Source organism: Streptomyces shenzhenensis (assembly GCF_003688995.1).
Taxonomy (GTDB): Bacteria; Actinomycetota; Actinomycetes; order Streptomycetales; family Streptomycetaceae; genus Streptomyces; species Streptomyces shenzhenensis_A.
Genome location: NZ_PENI01000036.1, coordinates 86,911 through 100,542, shown reverse-complemented (window position 1 = coordinate 100,542; position 13,632 = coordinate 86,911). Strand labels below are relative to the sequence as shown.

Annotated in this window: 15 protein-coding genes and 1 tRNA gene; 10 read left to right on the top strand and 6 right to left on the bottom strand. The window is 64.8% G+C overall.

What is annotated here, in order from left to right; translation table 11 throughout:
- The coding region (locus CTZ28_RS38065; RefSeq protein WP_147481257.1) for a DDE-type integrase/transposase/recombinase at positions 1-394 on the top strand (394 nt) is incomplete at its 5' end.
- Positions 395-1,126: 732 nt separating this feature from the next.
- Here CTZ28_RS38065 and CTZ28_RS46695 read toward each other — a convergent pair.
- The 5 genes from CTZ28_RS46695 to CTZ28_RS38050 form a co-directional block, all read right to left on the bottom strand.
- Complete coding sequence (locus CTZ28_RS46695; RefSeq protein WP_147481256.1) at positions 1,127-1,372, bottom strand: hypothetical protein; 246 nt, start codon at positions 1,370-1,372, stop codon at positions 1,127-1,129.
- A 1,010-nt stretch (positions 1,373-2,382) separates the two neighbouring features.
- Positions 2,383-4,116 carry a DUF2326 domain-containing protein gene (locus CTZ28_RS38060; protein ID WP_121894324.1) on the bottom strand — a complete coding sequence of 578 codons (1,734 nt, stop codon included), beginning with the start codon at positions 4,114-4,116 and terminating at the stop codon, positions 2,383-2,385.
- The gene (locus CTZ28_RS46690; protein WP_147481255.1) at positions 4,106-4,348 is read right to left on the bottom strand and encodes a hypothetical protein; all 243 of its coding nucleotides are present in this window, start codon (positions 4,346-4,348) and stop codon (positions 4,106-4,108) included. The genes CTZ28_RS38060 and CTZ28_RS46690 overlap by 11 nt, the downstream gene beginning before the upstream one ends.
- Positions 4,329-4,922, bottom strand: coding sequence for an ABC-three component system protein (locus tag CTZ28_RS38055; RefSeq protein WP_147481254.1), 594 nt, complete (start codon positions 4,920-4,922; stop codon positions 4,329-4,331). The genes CTZ28_RS46690 and CTZ28_RS38055 overlap by 20 nt, the downstream gene beginning before the upstream one ends.
- 658 nt (positions 4,923-5,580) lie before the next feature.
- The gene (locus CTZ28_RS38050; RefSeq protein ID WP_121894322.1) at positions 5,581-6,321 is read right to left on the bottom strand and encodes a GntR family transcriptional regulator; all 741 of its coding nucleotides are present in this window, start codon (positions 6,319-6,321) and stop codon (positions 5,581-5,583) included.
- Positions 6,322-6,525: 204 nt separating this feature from the next.
- Between CTZ28_RS38050 and CTZ28_RS38045 the strand changes: the two genes are divergently transcribed.
- The 8 genes from CTZ28_RS38045 (at position 6,526) to CTZ28_RS38005 (ending at position 12,527) form a co-directional block, all read left to right on the top strand.
- Complete coding sequence (locus CTZ28_RS38045; protein WP_121894321.1) at positions 6,526-6,876, top strand: SCO3933 family regulatory protein; 351 nt, start codon at positions 6,526-6,528, stop codon at positions 6,874-6,876.
- Between the two features lie 212 nt (positions 6,877-7,088).
- A complete protein-coding gene (locus CTZ28_RS38040; RefSeq protein ID WP_121894332.1) occupies positions 7,089-8,198 on the top strand; it encodes an FtsK/SpoIIIE domain-containing protein in 1,110 nt (369 codons plus the stop codon).
- 12 nt (positions 8,199-8,210) lie between these two features.
- A complete protein-coding gene (locus tag CTZ28_RS38035; RefSeq protein WP_108014878.1) occupies positions 8,211-8,405 on the top strand; it encodes a hypothetical protein in 195 nt (64 codons plus the stop codon).
- 32 nt (positions 8,406-8,437) lie between these two features.
- A complete protein-coding gene (locus tag CTZ28_RS38030) occupies positions 8,438-8,728 on the top strand; it encodes a hypothetical protein (protein ID WP_121894320.1) in 291 nt (96 codons plus the stop codon).
- Between the two features lie 361 nt (positions 8,729-9,089).
- Positions 9,090-10,463, top strand: a complete 1,374-nt coding sequence (locus CTZ28_RS38020) for a replication initiator (protein WP_121894318.1) — start codon at positions 9,090-9,092, stop codon at positions 10,461-10,463.
- The gene (locus tag CTZ28_RS38015; RefSeq protein ID WP_121894331.1) at positions 10,453-10,665 is read left to right on the top strand and encodes a helix-turn-helix transcriptional regulator; all 213 of its coding nucleotides are present in this window, start codon (positions 10,453-10,455) and stop codon (positions 10,663-10,665) included. The genes CTZ28_RS38020 and CTZ28_RS38015 overlap by 11 nt, the downstream gene beginning before the upstream one ends.
- A complete protein-coding gene (locus CTZ28_RS38010; RefSeq protein WP_121894317.1) occupies positions 10,662-12,050 on the top strand; it encodes a tyrosine-type recombinase/integrase in 1,389 nt (462 codons plus the stop codon). Before CTZ28_RS38015 ends, CTZ28_RS38010 begins: the two co-directional genes overlap by 4 nt.
- Before the next feature lie 180 nt (positions 12,051-12,230).
- Entirely contained in the window at positions 12,231-12,527 is a 297-nt protein-coding gene (locus tag CTZ28_RS38005; protein WP_121894316.1) for a hypothetical protein, read from the top strand.
- Positions 12,528-12,760: 233 nt separating this feature from the next.
- On the opposite strand, the gene CTZ28_RS38000 is transcribed toward CTZ28_RS38005, so the two are convergent.
- Positions 12,761-12,832: transfer RNA gene (locus tag CTZ28_RS38000), tRNA-Arg, on the bottom strand.
- Positions 12,833-12,945: 113 nt separating this feature from the next.
- On the opposite strand from CTZ28_RS38000, the gene CTZ28_RS37995 reads away from it, so the two are divergent.
- Entirely contained in the window at positions 12,946-13,467 is a 522-nt protein-coding gene (locus tag CTZ28_RS37995; protein WP_259472001.1) for a response regulator, read from the top strand.
- Positions 13,468-13,632: the final 165 nt, after the last annotated feature.

The window sequence follows — 13,632 nt, the reverse complement described above, 5'->3', positions numbered from 1 at the left end:
CGACACGAGGATGAAGTCCCGCCTGGCCGTCACAGCGCTGAACAACGCTGTTGCCCGGCGTGGTCACGTCGCCGGGTGCATTCTGCACAGCGATCGCGGATCGCAGTTTCGGTCTCGGAAGTTCGTCAGGGCGCTCGACCGGCACCGGATCGTCGGCTCGATAGGGAGGGTCGGAGCGGCAGGCGACAACGCGGCCATGGAGTCCTTCTTCAGCCTGCTGCAGAAAGGCGTCCTCGACCGTCGGGCGTGGGCCACCCGCGAGGAACTGCGGATCGCGATCGTGACCTGGATCGAGAGGACCTACCACCGACGCCGCAGACAAGCCTCGCTCGGCCGGCTGACCCCTGTCGAATTCGAGAGCGTCATGACCACACCGGCCCTCCAGGTCGCGTGACCAAACCTGTCACCCAAACCTGCACCAGACCCCTTTGATTTGGATCATCAGGTGGACCGGACGAAGATGCCTGGGATGAGCAGTCCGGCGTGGTAGATGGTCGCGGTCTTCTCATGGCGGATTGCGTGCCTCTCCATTGAGCGAGGCGGTTGACGCACCGCTCGACTGTGCTGCGTTATCGGTATGACTGAGGACCAAGAGGTCCGAGGTGAGCCGGCTGCGGCCTCAGTTAGCCACAACTGACCAGCGGCGGCCGTGACCAGCGGCCGCCGAACCGATCACTGCTCTGACCTGCTGCTGAGCTGTCAGTAGTTGTCGACGTTGGTCACCCGTGAGCGCCCTTCCATGGCCCGAGGACGGCTCGGGACGGCGCTCGTGTGTGAGCATCGCATGTAGGAGTTCGATCTACACCCGCCCCTGGGGCCGTCGACGGCTGGTCCGACGGTCGTCCGGGGGTGCTGCTGTATGCCGCCGTCCGGCCTCGCTGATGTCAGCCGTCGTCCTCTCGCTTGGAGAGCACCAGGCCGCGAGACTCCATAAGCTGGCGGCACTCCGGACAGGCCGGAGCGTCGTTGGTCATGGGGCGCACCCTAACTGAGTGACCTCTTCGTCCCGAAGCAACTCCCCGGAGGGCTCTGTCCTGGGCTGGTGTAGGTCTCACCTGCGCTGATGGTCCACAGACGTCCGCGCTTGTCCGCCGTTGTTCGCGGGCGTTGTCATGCAGTTAGACACTCACTTCGCCGCTCCTCTTGGCTCGGTCGCTGCACCAGAGATCTGGCGCGCCAACTCCTCGGCTACCTGCGGCACGACACGTTGAGCACCCTCGTCTTGCAGCGCTTCGACAAGTGCCTGATGGACCGCCGCGAACGGCTGCCCCGCATGTGAGGCACGGGTCCGGTCAACCGCTCGCTCGATCTTCGCGAGATAGGCTGCCATGATCGGCATCGCCTTGTCGTACTCACTGGGATCCGTGGCCACGGGCCCAGCCGACCAGGACGGGACGTTGTGGTCAAGCCGGCGGTGGGCCATCAGTTCGGGAAGCTGACGATGGAGCCGGCTACGAGAGATCCCACTCCACCGCAGGTCAGCCCCAGGCGTTCGGCCGACGCAGATCAGGAATTCTGATGGCTCCTAGACGTCCATGTGGTTTCTCAATGCCAGCGTCGGGATGACTCTTGCCGAGAGTGCTCCTTGTAGCTCTGGATGCGGCAACATTGTTCAACATGAACGAGGCCGTAGCGGCGTTAGCAGGAGCTTTGATCGGTGGGGGATTCGCGTTTGCAGGAGCGCTTGCGCAGGCTCGCAGTGCCTTAGCACAGGCCGATGCCTCCCGCGCAGCAGCTAGGCACCAGACGGACTCCGCTCACATGCAGTGGGTACGCGGTGGCAGAAGCTCTGCATGCCTTGAATTCCTGGCCCTGACTTTGGAGGTGAAAGACCAGGCATTTAATCTGCACTGTTTAAGAGAGCCGCTGGGTGGGCGAGGCTTCTGGCGTAGAGTCCGCTCTTGGCGGGCCGAAGCGGAGATTGGAAACGCCATTCATGAAACTCTCAGGCAGATGCGAGCCACCCTCGCCGTGATCGAGCTGTACGGTCCGGATGAGGTTGCCAGCGCCGCGCACAGAGTGGAAAGAGCATGCCTAAATCTGAGCATGTGTGCTGAAGGGTGGGTGAGGACTTCCGGTCTTCCTCAGTTCGACTGGAATACAGATTTATCAACCGTGCAGCTGGCGCGCCAGGAGTTCGCTGCGGCCGTACGCCCGCATCTGAACAGTTCAGTCACGTGATGCCCCTTGTTGTCGATGCCGATAACCGACGTGTGCGCTCTGAGCTTGGGAATCACGACCACTCATGTGCGATGCAGCTCCCGAACAGCGGAGACCTCGTTAAGCCAGCCACCAAGGAGAGTGTCCGATGGCTTCTGTTGACCGGTGGTTACTCCTCGTACTGGCACGCTGCTGGCACGACGTGTGATAGCCGTGGTGAAGCTAGAAGGACGTTCCGAGAATCCCTCCTCTCTCAGTGTCCAAGACGACCCTGCGGGTGCCATGGACGAACCACTCCTCACCTCGGACAAGATCCGGAACATCATTACTGTTCATTGTGCAGATGTACTGACCGCCGACATTTTCCACCGTCTCATTGATCAGTCGCAGACCGGCCGCAACCTGTCGCGGATCTACTCCGTCGAAAACAACTGAATCGTGAATTAGGAAACCTGGGTGATGCAGCTCGTCGCTTTCGGCCATCAAAGTTAGGTCGAAACACAGGAGTTGCATACGGGTCACGCCACCACTGGCAGAGGTAGAGACCCGGATAGAGAATTTGAAACCTAGGTCGTCGACTTCTGCTGTTAGTACCCCTCCTACGTTGTATAGATCCTGCATCATGCTGTCGAAACGCGTAGCAACAGAATCAAGCTTCTGTCTATTGGTGCTGAGGTCGCGCGCTGTTTCTTGCCTGAGCTGTGCCTTTTGAACTCGGATTCCCTCTTGAGCCTCGGCGAGATCCCTTACGTTACTTAGAGAGGCCTCAACTTCACTTACCCTCGCCGCAGCCTGCGCGCACTCGTTTTGTAGAGCGGAAAGCTCTTCCAGTGCACCGCCGGCATCTAGTACTGTGAGAATTGAGTTTCGTGACGCGGTAAGTTCTCTTATCCGTTCATCTCGCTGAGCCTGCTGGATCCTGAGGCGTTCCAGCTCTGACGCGAGAAACCTCCTTCTGTTCCCCATGAGTTGCTGATGAAAGGCCTCGACTTTTTCGAAGCTATGGAGTGCTTCTGGACTGAAAGCACGCTGCATTTCGCTATATAGTCCAGCGACCGCCTCGCCGACACCTTCGTCATTGGTCGTTTGCTCCCCCTCGATTGACTCGGCATAAAGTTCAATCATTCGACGGTCAACGAGGGCGTCGTTGCGAAGTTCCTTTAGCTCCTCAGTAACTCGATCAGCTCGTGAAATAAGGCCGTCTGGATCGTCTACGACTTGGAAACCATTAACGCGAGATGAAAGTTCTTCGAGCGTGCGCTGGGCTTCCACCAATTCCAGCATTAGTTCAGGTTCAGGGCGAAGGGCGCGAGGAAGTAGGTTCTTCTTGGTGGCTCTTGCGATCGCCTTGTATGTATTAGAATCCTCTTCGAGGCGAGAAAGGTCGCGTACCAATTCCCAGTTGAGATTCAGCAGATAGGCTACGTGCTCGCGACTGCTCCACGCGGGTTGCTGAGGGATGATCTTCAGAGGATCTTTGACTGCCTCTGTGCGAATTACGTAAGATAGAAGCGTCCGAGGGGAGATTCCTCTATCGCCTTGCTCGGGCACCCGATCGAGGGCAAATAGCCCCAGCCCTAGAAGGAACTTCCAATCGTCAACGGAGATCGTCGAGTTCTCATCTAGGTAGGGGTGAAGAGCGCCCGTCAGCTCCGCGGGGTAAGCCAGCGAAAGTCTGGTGCCACCCTTAACTTTGCGCGTGACAGTTACGGTACTTCCGAAGAGATCCAACTCAAGGCTAAATGCCCAACCTGTCGGCCCTAGCGGCGCCATTGACTTTGCAAGACTTCCTCCCAGGCAGTAATTTATTGCCTGAATTAGAGTCGTTTTGCCGCGAGCGTTTCTGCTGTGCTTATCGGATGCGTTGGGAGCCATTTCTGCCAAGATGACATTAAATCCTGGCTTGAAGGTGATTGGTTGAAAAGATGAAAAATTGGATGAGATCCTACGCAGCATCGTTTGTCACCTTCACGAGTTGCTGGCCTTCGAGGCGCAGTACGCCGAGGCCTACGAGTACATCCAACGTCAGGACGAAGCGTTCGAAGGGGAGGCTGCCAAAGAGCTTTCTATAGGTCGCCCAGCCGGCACCGACCGACTCCGCAGGAGGCATGCTTCGGAATAGCTCAGCAGCGTGCACCGCGAGACTGTCGGAAGGCTTCAGGTAGCGGTTAGGCAGCAGGATGCTCATGCTCGAACAACTCACAAAGTTGAAATAGGTAAGCCACAGTCGCCAGTGTCGCTGCTCGCAGCTTATCGGTTTCTACGGGGCCAGCATTAGTCATCGCCACGGAACAAATGAACTCGAAAAGTTCGTCCCCGGCAAGCCCTTCTGCGTAGCCACCGTAGTACTCTCGCTTGAATCGCGCAGCGAGCCGGTTACCGAAATTGGGGCGCATTTTGCTGATAGCGGATATGAAGGCGTCAACCTCGCCTGATTTTGCGAGACCGATCCTGATTCTTTCCTCGGCTATCGTGCCGAGTCCGTTGAGTTCAATTTTTTGCTGGATGTCGATTGGGATTACGACGTCGTCGTTGGTCCTCTCGTCGCCCATACCGATGAACTGACAAACGAGTTCTAGGTCGTCATAGCCGATCTTTCCCATGGCGTGACTCATGGCCCGAGCTACGGCTTGCTCGTGCTTGATCTTGATGCCTTGAAGGAACTCAACAGTGTGAAAGTGGAGTTGAGTGTCGATGACGTCATGGTGAGGCCCGCACAGATATATCAGGTTGTCTGCGCTGCCTCTCTGGGCTGTTGTCATGCTTGCGTCGTACCGCGGTCCACCCGCGCTAGCTGCCCGGATGTGGGCGACCTTTCCCACGGCCTTGTGCAAGTCCTCGGCTGCTTGGGCGTCGATGCTGAGGGCTAGGCCGCAGTTTGGGTACGCGCAGCAGTCACCGCTACGTTGGATGACAATTTTCTCCTGTGCCTTGGGTACTAGGTCGCGAGCCATCGCCCCCCGATTCGTCCGACTCAACCAGTGCTGCAGTTTACGACTCGCTTGAGCTGTCTCGTAGGGGGTTGGGCCTCACGACATCGTCCTCCATGACCCCAGGTCGGCGGAGCGGGTTTGGCCGGTGTCCTGTCCGGTTTGGGGTCGAGCATGATCAGGGGGCCGTACGCTGGACGGCAACTCGGGCAGGCTGTGATCCTGCCCGGAATTTGAACGAGTGGTCCCCTGGTCTTGCTCGACGCGGGACCCGAACCGGGGAGGTGGCTAAAGCCGTGGAGCCGACCGCCCCAGCCACAGCGGCTTTCTCCCCACCATGGTCTCGCTCCAGTCGCGCGACCGGCGTAGCCGGGGCCAGAGCGGGCCGAAGGCAGGACCGTCGGGCCCCGGTGGTGAGCCGGGGAGCGCGCGGTGAGCGGAGCGAGCCGCCTTGATGACGTAGAGAAAGTCTGAGCCAACTGGGGTTCGGCTACAGCTTGAACGAGAGCTCCAGCTCGTCGCCCGGTAGGTGGAACTCCTCCAGGGCTAGGGGCTTGTCTGCCTCGGTGAGGGTCACGCGGAGGACGTGCAGGAGCGGGACCCCGTCTGCGAGCCGGAGGGCCTGGGCCTGGTCCGGTAGGGGCATGCGGGTGCGGACGTACTCCGTGAAGTGGAGTTCGTGGCCCAGCTCGGCGAGCGCCGCGTAGAGCTCCGGTGCCGGCGGTGGGGCTTCCTCCTCGTACTTGGTGTCGAGGAGTGCCGAGAACGGCACGTAGGTCCGGTGGAGTTGGCGCAGGCGGCCTTGGGCCGCGGTCTGTAGCGCGTCGTAGGTGAACATCGGCTCGCCCGGTGGGATGCGGAGTAGGTCCGCCAGAGCTAGCGGGGCGTCGGTACGAGTGGCTACCGGCGGCTCGGCGTCCGTCCAACGGATACCGTCGGCCTCGACGTAGCGGCCGTCCGTAGTCCGGCGTACGCCGCGCGGGCGCGTGTGGCTTGGGCGGCCGTGGGGGGAGCGGGCGAAGGTGCCGCGGCCCATGATGGCCTCGACGAGACCGGATGCCCGTAGCTCCGTGAGTCCCTGACGCACTGTGGGCCGTGTCACTCCGAACTGCTTCGCCAACGACTCCTCGGAGGGGAGCGGCTGGCCGGCCGGGAAGGTGCCGTTCAGGATGCCTTCGCGCAGGTACTCGGCGATCTGCCGGTACTTCGGCTGCGTGTTCTTCGGTGGCATGCGGGGCCCTCCGGTGGCCGTGGCTTGTGGGGCTGTGCGTCCTCGTAGACAGCTTGTCCACGTTCGTGGACAGCTTCGCTCATCACTAGGCAGTTGACAACCCGTACTACGGGTGGTCACTCTGGTCTCCGTCACCCGTACTACGGGTGGTCTAGCAGCCCGAAGGGCCGGCCTTCGGGCGCGAGAGATGAGGAGATCCGAAGAGTGGCAAGCCTTCCGATTGACACCGCGAAGTTCACGGGGATCATCTGTGCCGTCCCCCCGACTCCCCGGGTCGCCAACCGTGAGACCGGTCAGCTCCGTATTGACCGCGACACCGGAAAAACCGTGTACCAGGTCGGCCTCTGCCTGATGGCCGGGGCGTCGGCGGACGTCGTGAACGTGAGTGTGGCCGGGGAGCCGACCGGCGTGCAGCTCGGTATGCCGGTGGCCGTGCGGGACCTGGTCGCCACGCCGTGGGAGAACGAGGGGCGGCACGGGATCGCGTTCCGTGCGGCGGAGATCCGGCCCCTGAGCGCTCCCGCCGCCCCGGCGGGCAAGGGGGCCGGGCAGTGAGGAACCTGGCCTCCTCCGCCACCTCGGCCAGTGAGAGCGGGCCGGGTTGGGTTCTGTTGGCGGCCACAGTGCTGGTGTCGGGCCTGCTTCTCGCGGGCCCGGCCCTGCGCCGCCGCTACCCCGTGGCCTGGTGGCTGTTACTCGGCTTCCCGGCCACCGCCTTCCGAGTCGTGCAGACTTGGCGGCCCCTGATGGCCGGGTGCGGGCTCGCCATGAGTCGTCGGCCGGCGCTGACGGTCGTGTCCGGGCTCGTCGGCAACGGGGCGCCTCCGCCACAGCCACGCGTACCCCGACGCGGACTCATACGCCCGACCCCCGGCGGCTTCGTCCTGCTGGTCCGGCTACTGCCGGGCCAGGTGCCGGAGAACTTCGTCAAGGCCGCGCCTGCCATGGCAGAGAGCTGGCAAGTGCACGCGGTGCGGGTGACCTCCTGGAAACCGGGGGTCGTACGAGTCGTCGCCGCGGCGGCCGACCCGTTGGCCGCTCCCCGGGCGCCGAAGCAGCGGGGGCCCGGCCATCTGCTCCGGGTGACCGTGGGCGCACTGGAGACCGGGGCCGCGTGGGTGCTCGACCTGCGGCGCGTGCCCCACTGGCTGATCGTGGGGGCCACCCGCTCCGGCAAGTCGACGCTCATCAACGCACTCGTCGCGGGCCTCGCTCCGCAACCCGTCGCGTTGGTCGGGATCGACTGCAAGGGAGGCATGGAACTGTCCCTCTACGAACCTCGGTTGTCCGCCCTCGCGACCAACCGGGAGCAAGCGGTCCGGCTGCTGGCCGCACTCGTTGACCTCACCCTCGACCGGATGACCGTCTGCCGGGCGGCTCGTGTCCGCAACATCTGGGGGCTGCCGGACAAGCTACGTCCGGTGCCTGTCGTCGTGATCGTGGATGAGATCGCGGAACTGTTTCTTGTGGCGAGCCGGAGCGAGAAGGACGAAGCGCAGGCGGCCGGTACGGCGCTGATCCGGCTCGCTCAACTCGGGGCGGCTCTTGGGGTGTTCCTCGTCGTCGCCGGCCAACGTGTCGGCTCCGACCTGGGGCCCGGTGTCACCGCGCTGCGGGCACAACTCGGCGGCCGGGTCTGCCATCGCGTGGCCGATCCCGGTACGGCTGAAATGGCGCTCGGGGATCTGAACCCCGACGCCCTGAAGGCTGCGCAGGCCATCACCCCGGAACAGGCCGGCACGGCCGTCCTCGCCTCCGGCGATGGCTGGGAACGCGCCCGGTCCCACCTGATCACGGAGGTGGAAGCGGAAGCCGTCGCCGCAGAGTACGCGCACCTGACTCCCGTCCTGTCCGAACTGCACCTCGAAGCGTCGTGAAAGGGGCCTGCCGTGCTGGTGTCCATGTCCGCCGTTCTCCTGCTGGGCCTGCTGATCTGGTTCCTGCTGCGCATCCGGTACCTGCGGTGGGCCGACGCGCTGCTCTGCGGAGCCTTCGGCTTCCTGCTCTCCAAGACCGTGGCCGCGCCGTTCGCTCAGGCGTTCCTCGACGGCGTGAACGGCTTCCTCGGCCAACTCCGCTTCTGAAAGCACCCGTTGGGAAGAGAAAGGGACTTCCTGTGTCCGAGTACGTCATCCGCTCCGGCGACCGGGCGGCGTTCATCGCCGGTCTTCGAGAGCTGGCGGACTTCCTGACCGCCAACCCCGCTGTCCTCGTCCCGCGTAACGCGTCCTTCGGTGTCTTCGTCGACGCGTCCGACGCCACAGCGCGCAGGGAGGGCGCGGAGCATGTCGCCGCGTCCCTCGGCGTGCCCGTCGAGGACATCGGCGAGGGCTACTACGACGCACGCCGTGACTTCGGCCCGATCGCCTACAGCGTCATTGCGATCCCGCCCAAGGAACGGCAGTGATCGCCCGTACGACGGGCTCCCGACGGGGCGCGAAGTCGCCAAACCCGACCCCGTCAGGAACCCACTCCATCCGCCACGTGAGCAGTGAAAGGAGCACTCACACTTTGTCCACTGCGCATCATTCGCGCAAATCTCCGCTGCCCGACTGCGACCTCAAGGGAGACGGTCCCGAGGTCTCGACCTGCGAGGGACCCGAACGTGTCGTCCTCGTCGGGCTCGACGACACCGAGCAGCACCTGTGCCCGGCGCACGCTGCCGCAGTCTGGCTCACGGATCCGACGTTTCGGTTCAGCGCCAAGACTCGGCCGGAGGCAATCTCGGCCGTGATGCGGCACGCGTTCGGTGGGGGCGGTGGTCGACGATGACCACACCCCTCGTACCGGGCAGCGCTGCCGCTCTGGTCGCCAGGGCATCGGAACCCGAGTTCGCCGCCTGGCGCCGGAACATCGTCCGCCTCGGCGGTTGTACCAACCCGATTCACCTGGTCGGCACGGCGACCGTCTTCGACACGGCCACGGGTGCGGCTCTGCTCTCGTACGGGTCGGACGTCTATGGCGGTCGCCTGCTCACCGCATGCGGCAACCGGCGGGCGACGGTGTGCCCGGCCTGCTCGGCGCTGTACCGGGCGGACACGTACCAACTGGTTCGGGCCGGACTCGTCGGCGGCAAGAACGTCACGGAGGCGGTGAGCGGGCACCCGCGCGTGTTCGCCACGCTCACCGCTCCCGGCTTCGGGCCGGTCCACACTCGGCGGGAACACGATGGGCTCGTACGGGCCTGTCGTCCCCGCCGGCCGGGGGAGTGCTGCCCGCACGGGCGGCCGGTCGGATGCCGTACGCGTCACGCGGCCGACGATCCTCGCCTCGGCGAACCGCTCTGCCCGCGCTGCTACGACTACGCGGGCGCCGTCCTCTGGCACGCGTTCGCCGGTCGGCTCTGGCATCGGTTCGGGCTGGAGCTGCGGCGGGAGATCGCCCGTCGGGCCGGTCTGTCGCGTACGGAGTTCGGGGAAGTCGCCCGCCTCTCGTACGCGAAGGTCGCCGAGTATCAGCGGCGGGGCCTGGTCCACTTCCATGGTGTGATCCGCCTCGACGGACCGGACGGGCCCGACTCACCTCCGCCGGGCTGGGCGACTACGGCACTGCTGGCGGAGGCCGTTCCGGTGGTGGCTGGTCGGGTTCGGCTTACGGCGCCAGGCGCGAGCATCGTCGGTCCGCGGGAGCTGCGTTTCGGCGGGCAGGTCGACGTACGGCCCGTCACCTCGTACCGCCGTGACGCGGGGGAGCGGCCAGCCTCTGCCGGGGCCGTGGCGGGCTACATCGCCAAGTACGCGACGAAGGGGGCGGAAACCGCTGGCGCGGTGGACGGCCGGATCTACGACGCGCGAGACATGGTCATGCTGCCCGTTCGGGCGCACGTGCTGCGGATGATCGGCACGTGTTGGTGGCTGGGCAGCCTGGCGGAGTCCGAGCCGCTCGGGCTTCGTCGCTGGGCGCACATGCTCGGCTACGGCGGCCACTTCTCCAGCAAGTCGCAGCGCTACTCGACCACGTTGACCGCTCTTCGGCAGGCCCGTGCCGATCATCGTGCGGAGCAGCAACGGGCGTCGCTGGGCCTGGCTGACGTCCCGACCGTCGTGGTTGGCCAGTGGCGTTACGCGGGGCGCGGCTACTCGCTGGCGGGGGAGCTCCTGGCTGCTTCGGTGCGGGAGGGCGGTGGTCGTCGTGGCGCGTGACAGCCGTGCGAAGTCGGCCGAGCTGCTCACCGTTCGGCAGGTGCTCGACGAACTGGGCGGCGTCTCCCGGCGCACCTTCTACCGCTGGCGGGAACTGCGCATCGCCCCCGCCTGCATCCGGCTGCCGAACGGGGAGCTCCGGGTTCGGCGGGACGTGCTGAACGACTGGTTGGAGGAGCGGGCGGAGGGGGCGGCGTCGTGAAGTCGTACAAGGTCTCTGTCTGGAAGATCTCCGTCAACAAGACCACCAAGAAACCGACCTACCTTGTGCGCTGGGTCGTAGGCGGCCAGCCGTTCAGCGAGTCGTACAAGACGAAGACGTTGGCCGACCGTTTCCGCGCGAAGCTGGTGGGCGCGCTTGACAAGGGCGAGCCGTTCGACACGGTCACCGGTCTGCCCGATTCGCTGCGTGGTGGCAAAGCTGCCCTGTCGTTCCTCGACCTGGCGGTGAAGTATGTGGATGCTCGTTGGGCGGAGGCGTCTGCCAAGCAGCGGGACAGTGTGACGGATGCACTGGCGACGGTCGTTCCCGTCCTCGTGAAGCTGGGACGGGGGCGGCCTGCTCCCGAGGTGTTGCGGCGGGCGCTGCGCTCGTACGTGCTGCCCGTACCCCGTAGGGAGCGGGAGCGGCCGGAGGAGATCGCCGCCGCGGTGCGGTGGATCGAGAAGGCGTCGCTCCCGGTGGGGGAGCTGCAAGAGATCGCTCGGGTTCATGAGTTGATCGACGTGCTGGGCCGGAGGCTGGACGGCAAGCCTGCGGCGACCCAGACGTACCGGAGGCGGCGTGCGGTGGTCTTCAACGTGCTTGAGTACGCCGTCGAACTCGAACACCTGCCGTCCAACCCGCTGAGCCGGGTCCGGCGCAAGCGGGGGAAACGGGCCGTGCAGGAAGTCGATCGCCGCGTGGTGGTCAACCCTCGGCAGGTGCGGGAGCTGCTGACGGCGCTCACCTACGTCGGTGGCTACGACCGGGCCAGCGGTCGACGGCTGCGGGCGTTCTTCGGCTGCCTGTACTACGCGGCAATGCGGCCGGGGGAGGCGCTGGGGCTTCGCCGCTCCGACTGCACGCTTCCAGCGACCGGATGGGGGCGTATCGAGCTGGCAGAGACTCGCCCGACAGCCGGGAAGGCGTGGACGGACTCCGGGGAGGCTCACGATCGGCGCGGGCTCAAGCAACGGGCTCACGGTGAGGTGCGCATCGTTCCGATCCCGCCTCCGCTGGTGCGCCTGCTACGGGATCACCTGAAGGAGTTCGGTACGGCGAAGGACGGCCGGCTGTTCTCCAGCGAGCGGGGGAACGTGGTCGCCGCCTCATCGTACTCCCGCGCCTGGAAGCAGGCTCGGGAACTGGCGCTCGTCCCCGATCAGGTGGCCTCGGTGCTTGCCTTCCGGCCGTATGACCTCCGTCACGCGGGTGTGTCCCAGTGGCTCAACTCTGGCGTGCCGGCGCCCGAGGTCGCCGCTCGCGCGGGCCACTCGGTGGACGTCCTTCTGAAGATCTACGCCAAGTGCATCGACGGCCAGGAGCAGGAGATGAACGACCGGATCATGCAGGGGCTGGGGGAGGGAGAAGCCCTCACGGACTGACATAACCACATAACCGACGAACGGGAGCCCTGGGCCGTCTGGTCCGGGGCTCTCGTATGTTCACTTACGTGCGGACGATCGCGTGTGATCACTGCATGGTCGCGAGGGTGTGTCGGTTGGTGGCCAGGATGAGTACCTGTACTCAGGCGCATCTGCTGCGTTGGCGGCACGCTGACGGGCATGCAGCGGCGTTCGGTGTGGTTGGATCTTGGGCTCGCGGTCGCCCTTTTGCCGGTGTCGGCGATGCTCATCGTCTGGCTCGGAGTGCATGTGATGTTCTCGGGTGATGACTTCGGATCCCCCGGCATCCGCACTGCTCATGCTGCGCGCCGTGGGGCATGGATCAGCGGCTGCGTAGCGGTGGTGGTGGGCGGCGGGCTGCTGGGGCTGCGATTGTGGATCGCAGGATCTCTGCAACTGCTTGTTCTTGGCGCGGCCGCTGTTCTGTTCGCCGCAGTGGCTATGCAGCATGGTTGATCACGGGAGTCTCCGGAGGAGATCAACGCGTCGGCGATGCGGGTCTGCAGGACTACGCTCAGGCGGTCGCCGAATGCCCACTGACCTGCCGCGAAGCCCTTCAAGATCAACACGCTATTACAACGTGATCACTGGCAAACGGCTGCTTCCGACCGCATCCGCCTGCACAAACAACAAGACCCCGCACCCAGCAAACGCGCTGGCGGCGGGGTCTTTAGGCACCTCATGCGAAGTGCCCCCGGCAGGATTCGAACCTGCGCACACGGCTCCGGAGGCCGTTGCTCTATCCCCTGAGCTACGGGGGCGTGTCGGGTGTGGAGCTGTTGCTCGTTGCGACGGGTAGAACACTAGCAGGTCTCGCGCGGTGATCAGGAACGGGTTTGCCGTGGGTGGGGAGGTGGCGGGCTCGCCCGCACGGGTGGAAGTGGGGAAAAGCCGGACGCGGTGGCCGGTCCGGACCTACTCTCGAGGTGTGCCAGGCGCTTCGGGGCGGGTGCTTGTTGTGGACGACAACAAGGTCATCCGACAGCTGATCAGGGTCAATCTCGAACTGGAGGGTCTCGAGGTCGTGACCGCGGCCGACGGTGCCGAGTGTCTGGATGTCGTTCATCAGGTGCGGCCCGATGTCGTGACCCTCGACGTCGTGATGCCCCGGTTGGACGGGTTGCGCACCGCCGCGCAGCTCCGGGCCGACCCGCGCACTCATGATCTTCCCCTTGCCATCGTCAGTGCCTGTACGCAGCACGAGGTCGAGGGTGGGCTCGACGTCGGCGTCGACGCCTTCCTCGCCAAGCCCTTCGAGCCCGCCGAACTCGTACAGCTGGTACGTCACTTGCTCGCGCAGGGGCGTGGTGGGACCGGGCGTCAGGTGGGGGGCCGCCTCGATGTCGGGGAGGGCGGGGAAGGGGCGCGCACCCCTGACTCCGAGTTCTCCGGGTAGCGCTCCGCGCACACCAGCGGATCAGCACACAAGACACCAGCGGATCAGTGGGGCGGTCGGTCGGGGGTCCATGAGTGTGCCCTGAGTCTCCGGTGGGGACCGTGCCTGCCCGTTGTGCCGTGGCGTCCATATCGCGGGACCCGGCCAAACCGGCTCGCCTACCCA

What these genes read in the sequence shown, in the direction of transcription:
- CTZ28_RS38055 (WP_147481254.1), bottom strand. Translation starts at nt 4,922, where the DNA reads ATGACAACAGCCCAGAGAGGCAGCGCAGACAACCTGATATATCTGTGC.
- CTZ28_RS46690 (WP_147481255.1), bottom strand. Translation starts at nt 4,348, where the DNA reads ATGAGCATCCTGCTGCCTAACCGCTACCTGAAGCCTTCCGACAGTCTC.
- CTZ28_RS38060 (WP_121894324.1), bottom strand. Translation starts at nt 4,116, where the DNA reads ATGCTGCGTAGGATCTCATCCAATTTTTCATCTTTTCAACCAATCACC.
- CTZ28_RS38005 (WP_121894316.1), top strand. Translation starts at nt 12,231, where the DNA reads ATGCAGCGGCGTTCGGTGTGGTTGGATCTTGGGCTCGCGGTCGCCCTT.
- CTZ28_RS38020 (WP_121894318.1), top strand. Translation starts at nt 9,090, where the DNA reads ATGACCACACCCCTCGTACCGGGCAGCGCTGCCGCTCTGGTCGCCAGG.
- CTZ28_RS38040 (WP_121894332.1), top strand. Translation starts at nt 7,089, where the DNA reads ATGAGTCGTCGGCCGGCGCTGACGGTCGTGTCCGGGCTCGTCGGCAAC.
- CTZ28_RS38050 (WP_121894322.1), bottom strand. Translation starts at nt 6,321, where the DNA reads ATGCCACCGAAGAACACGCAGCCGAAGTACCGGCAGATCGCCGAGTAC.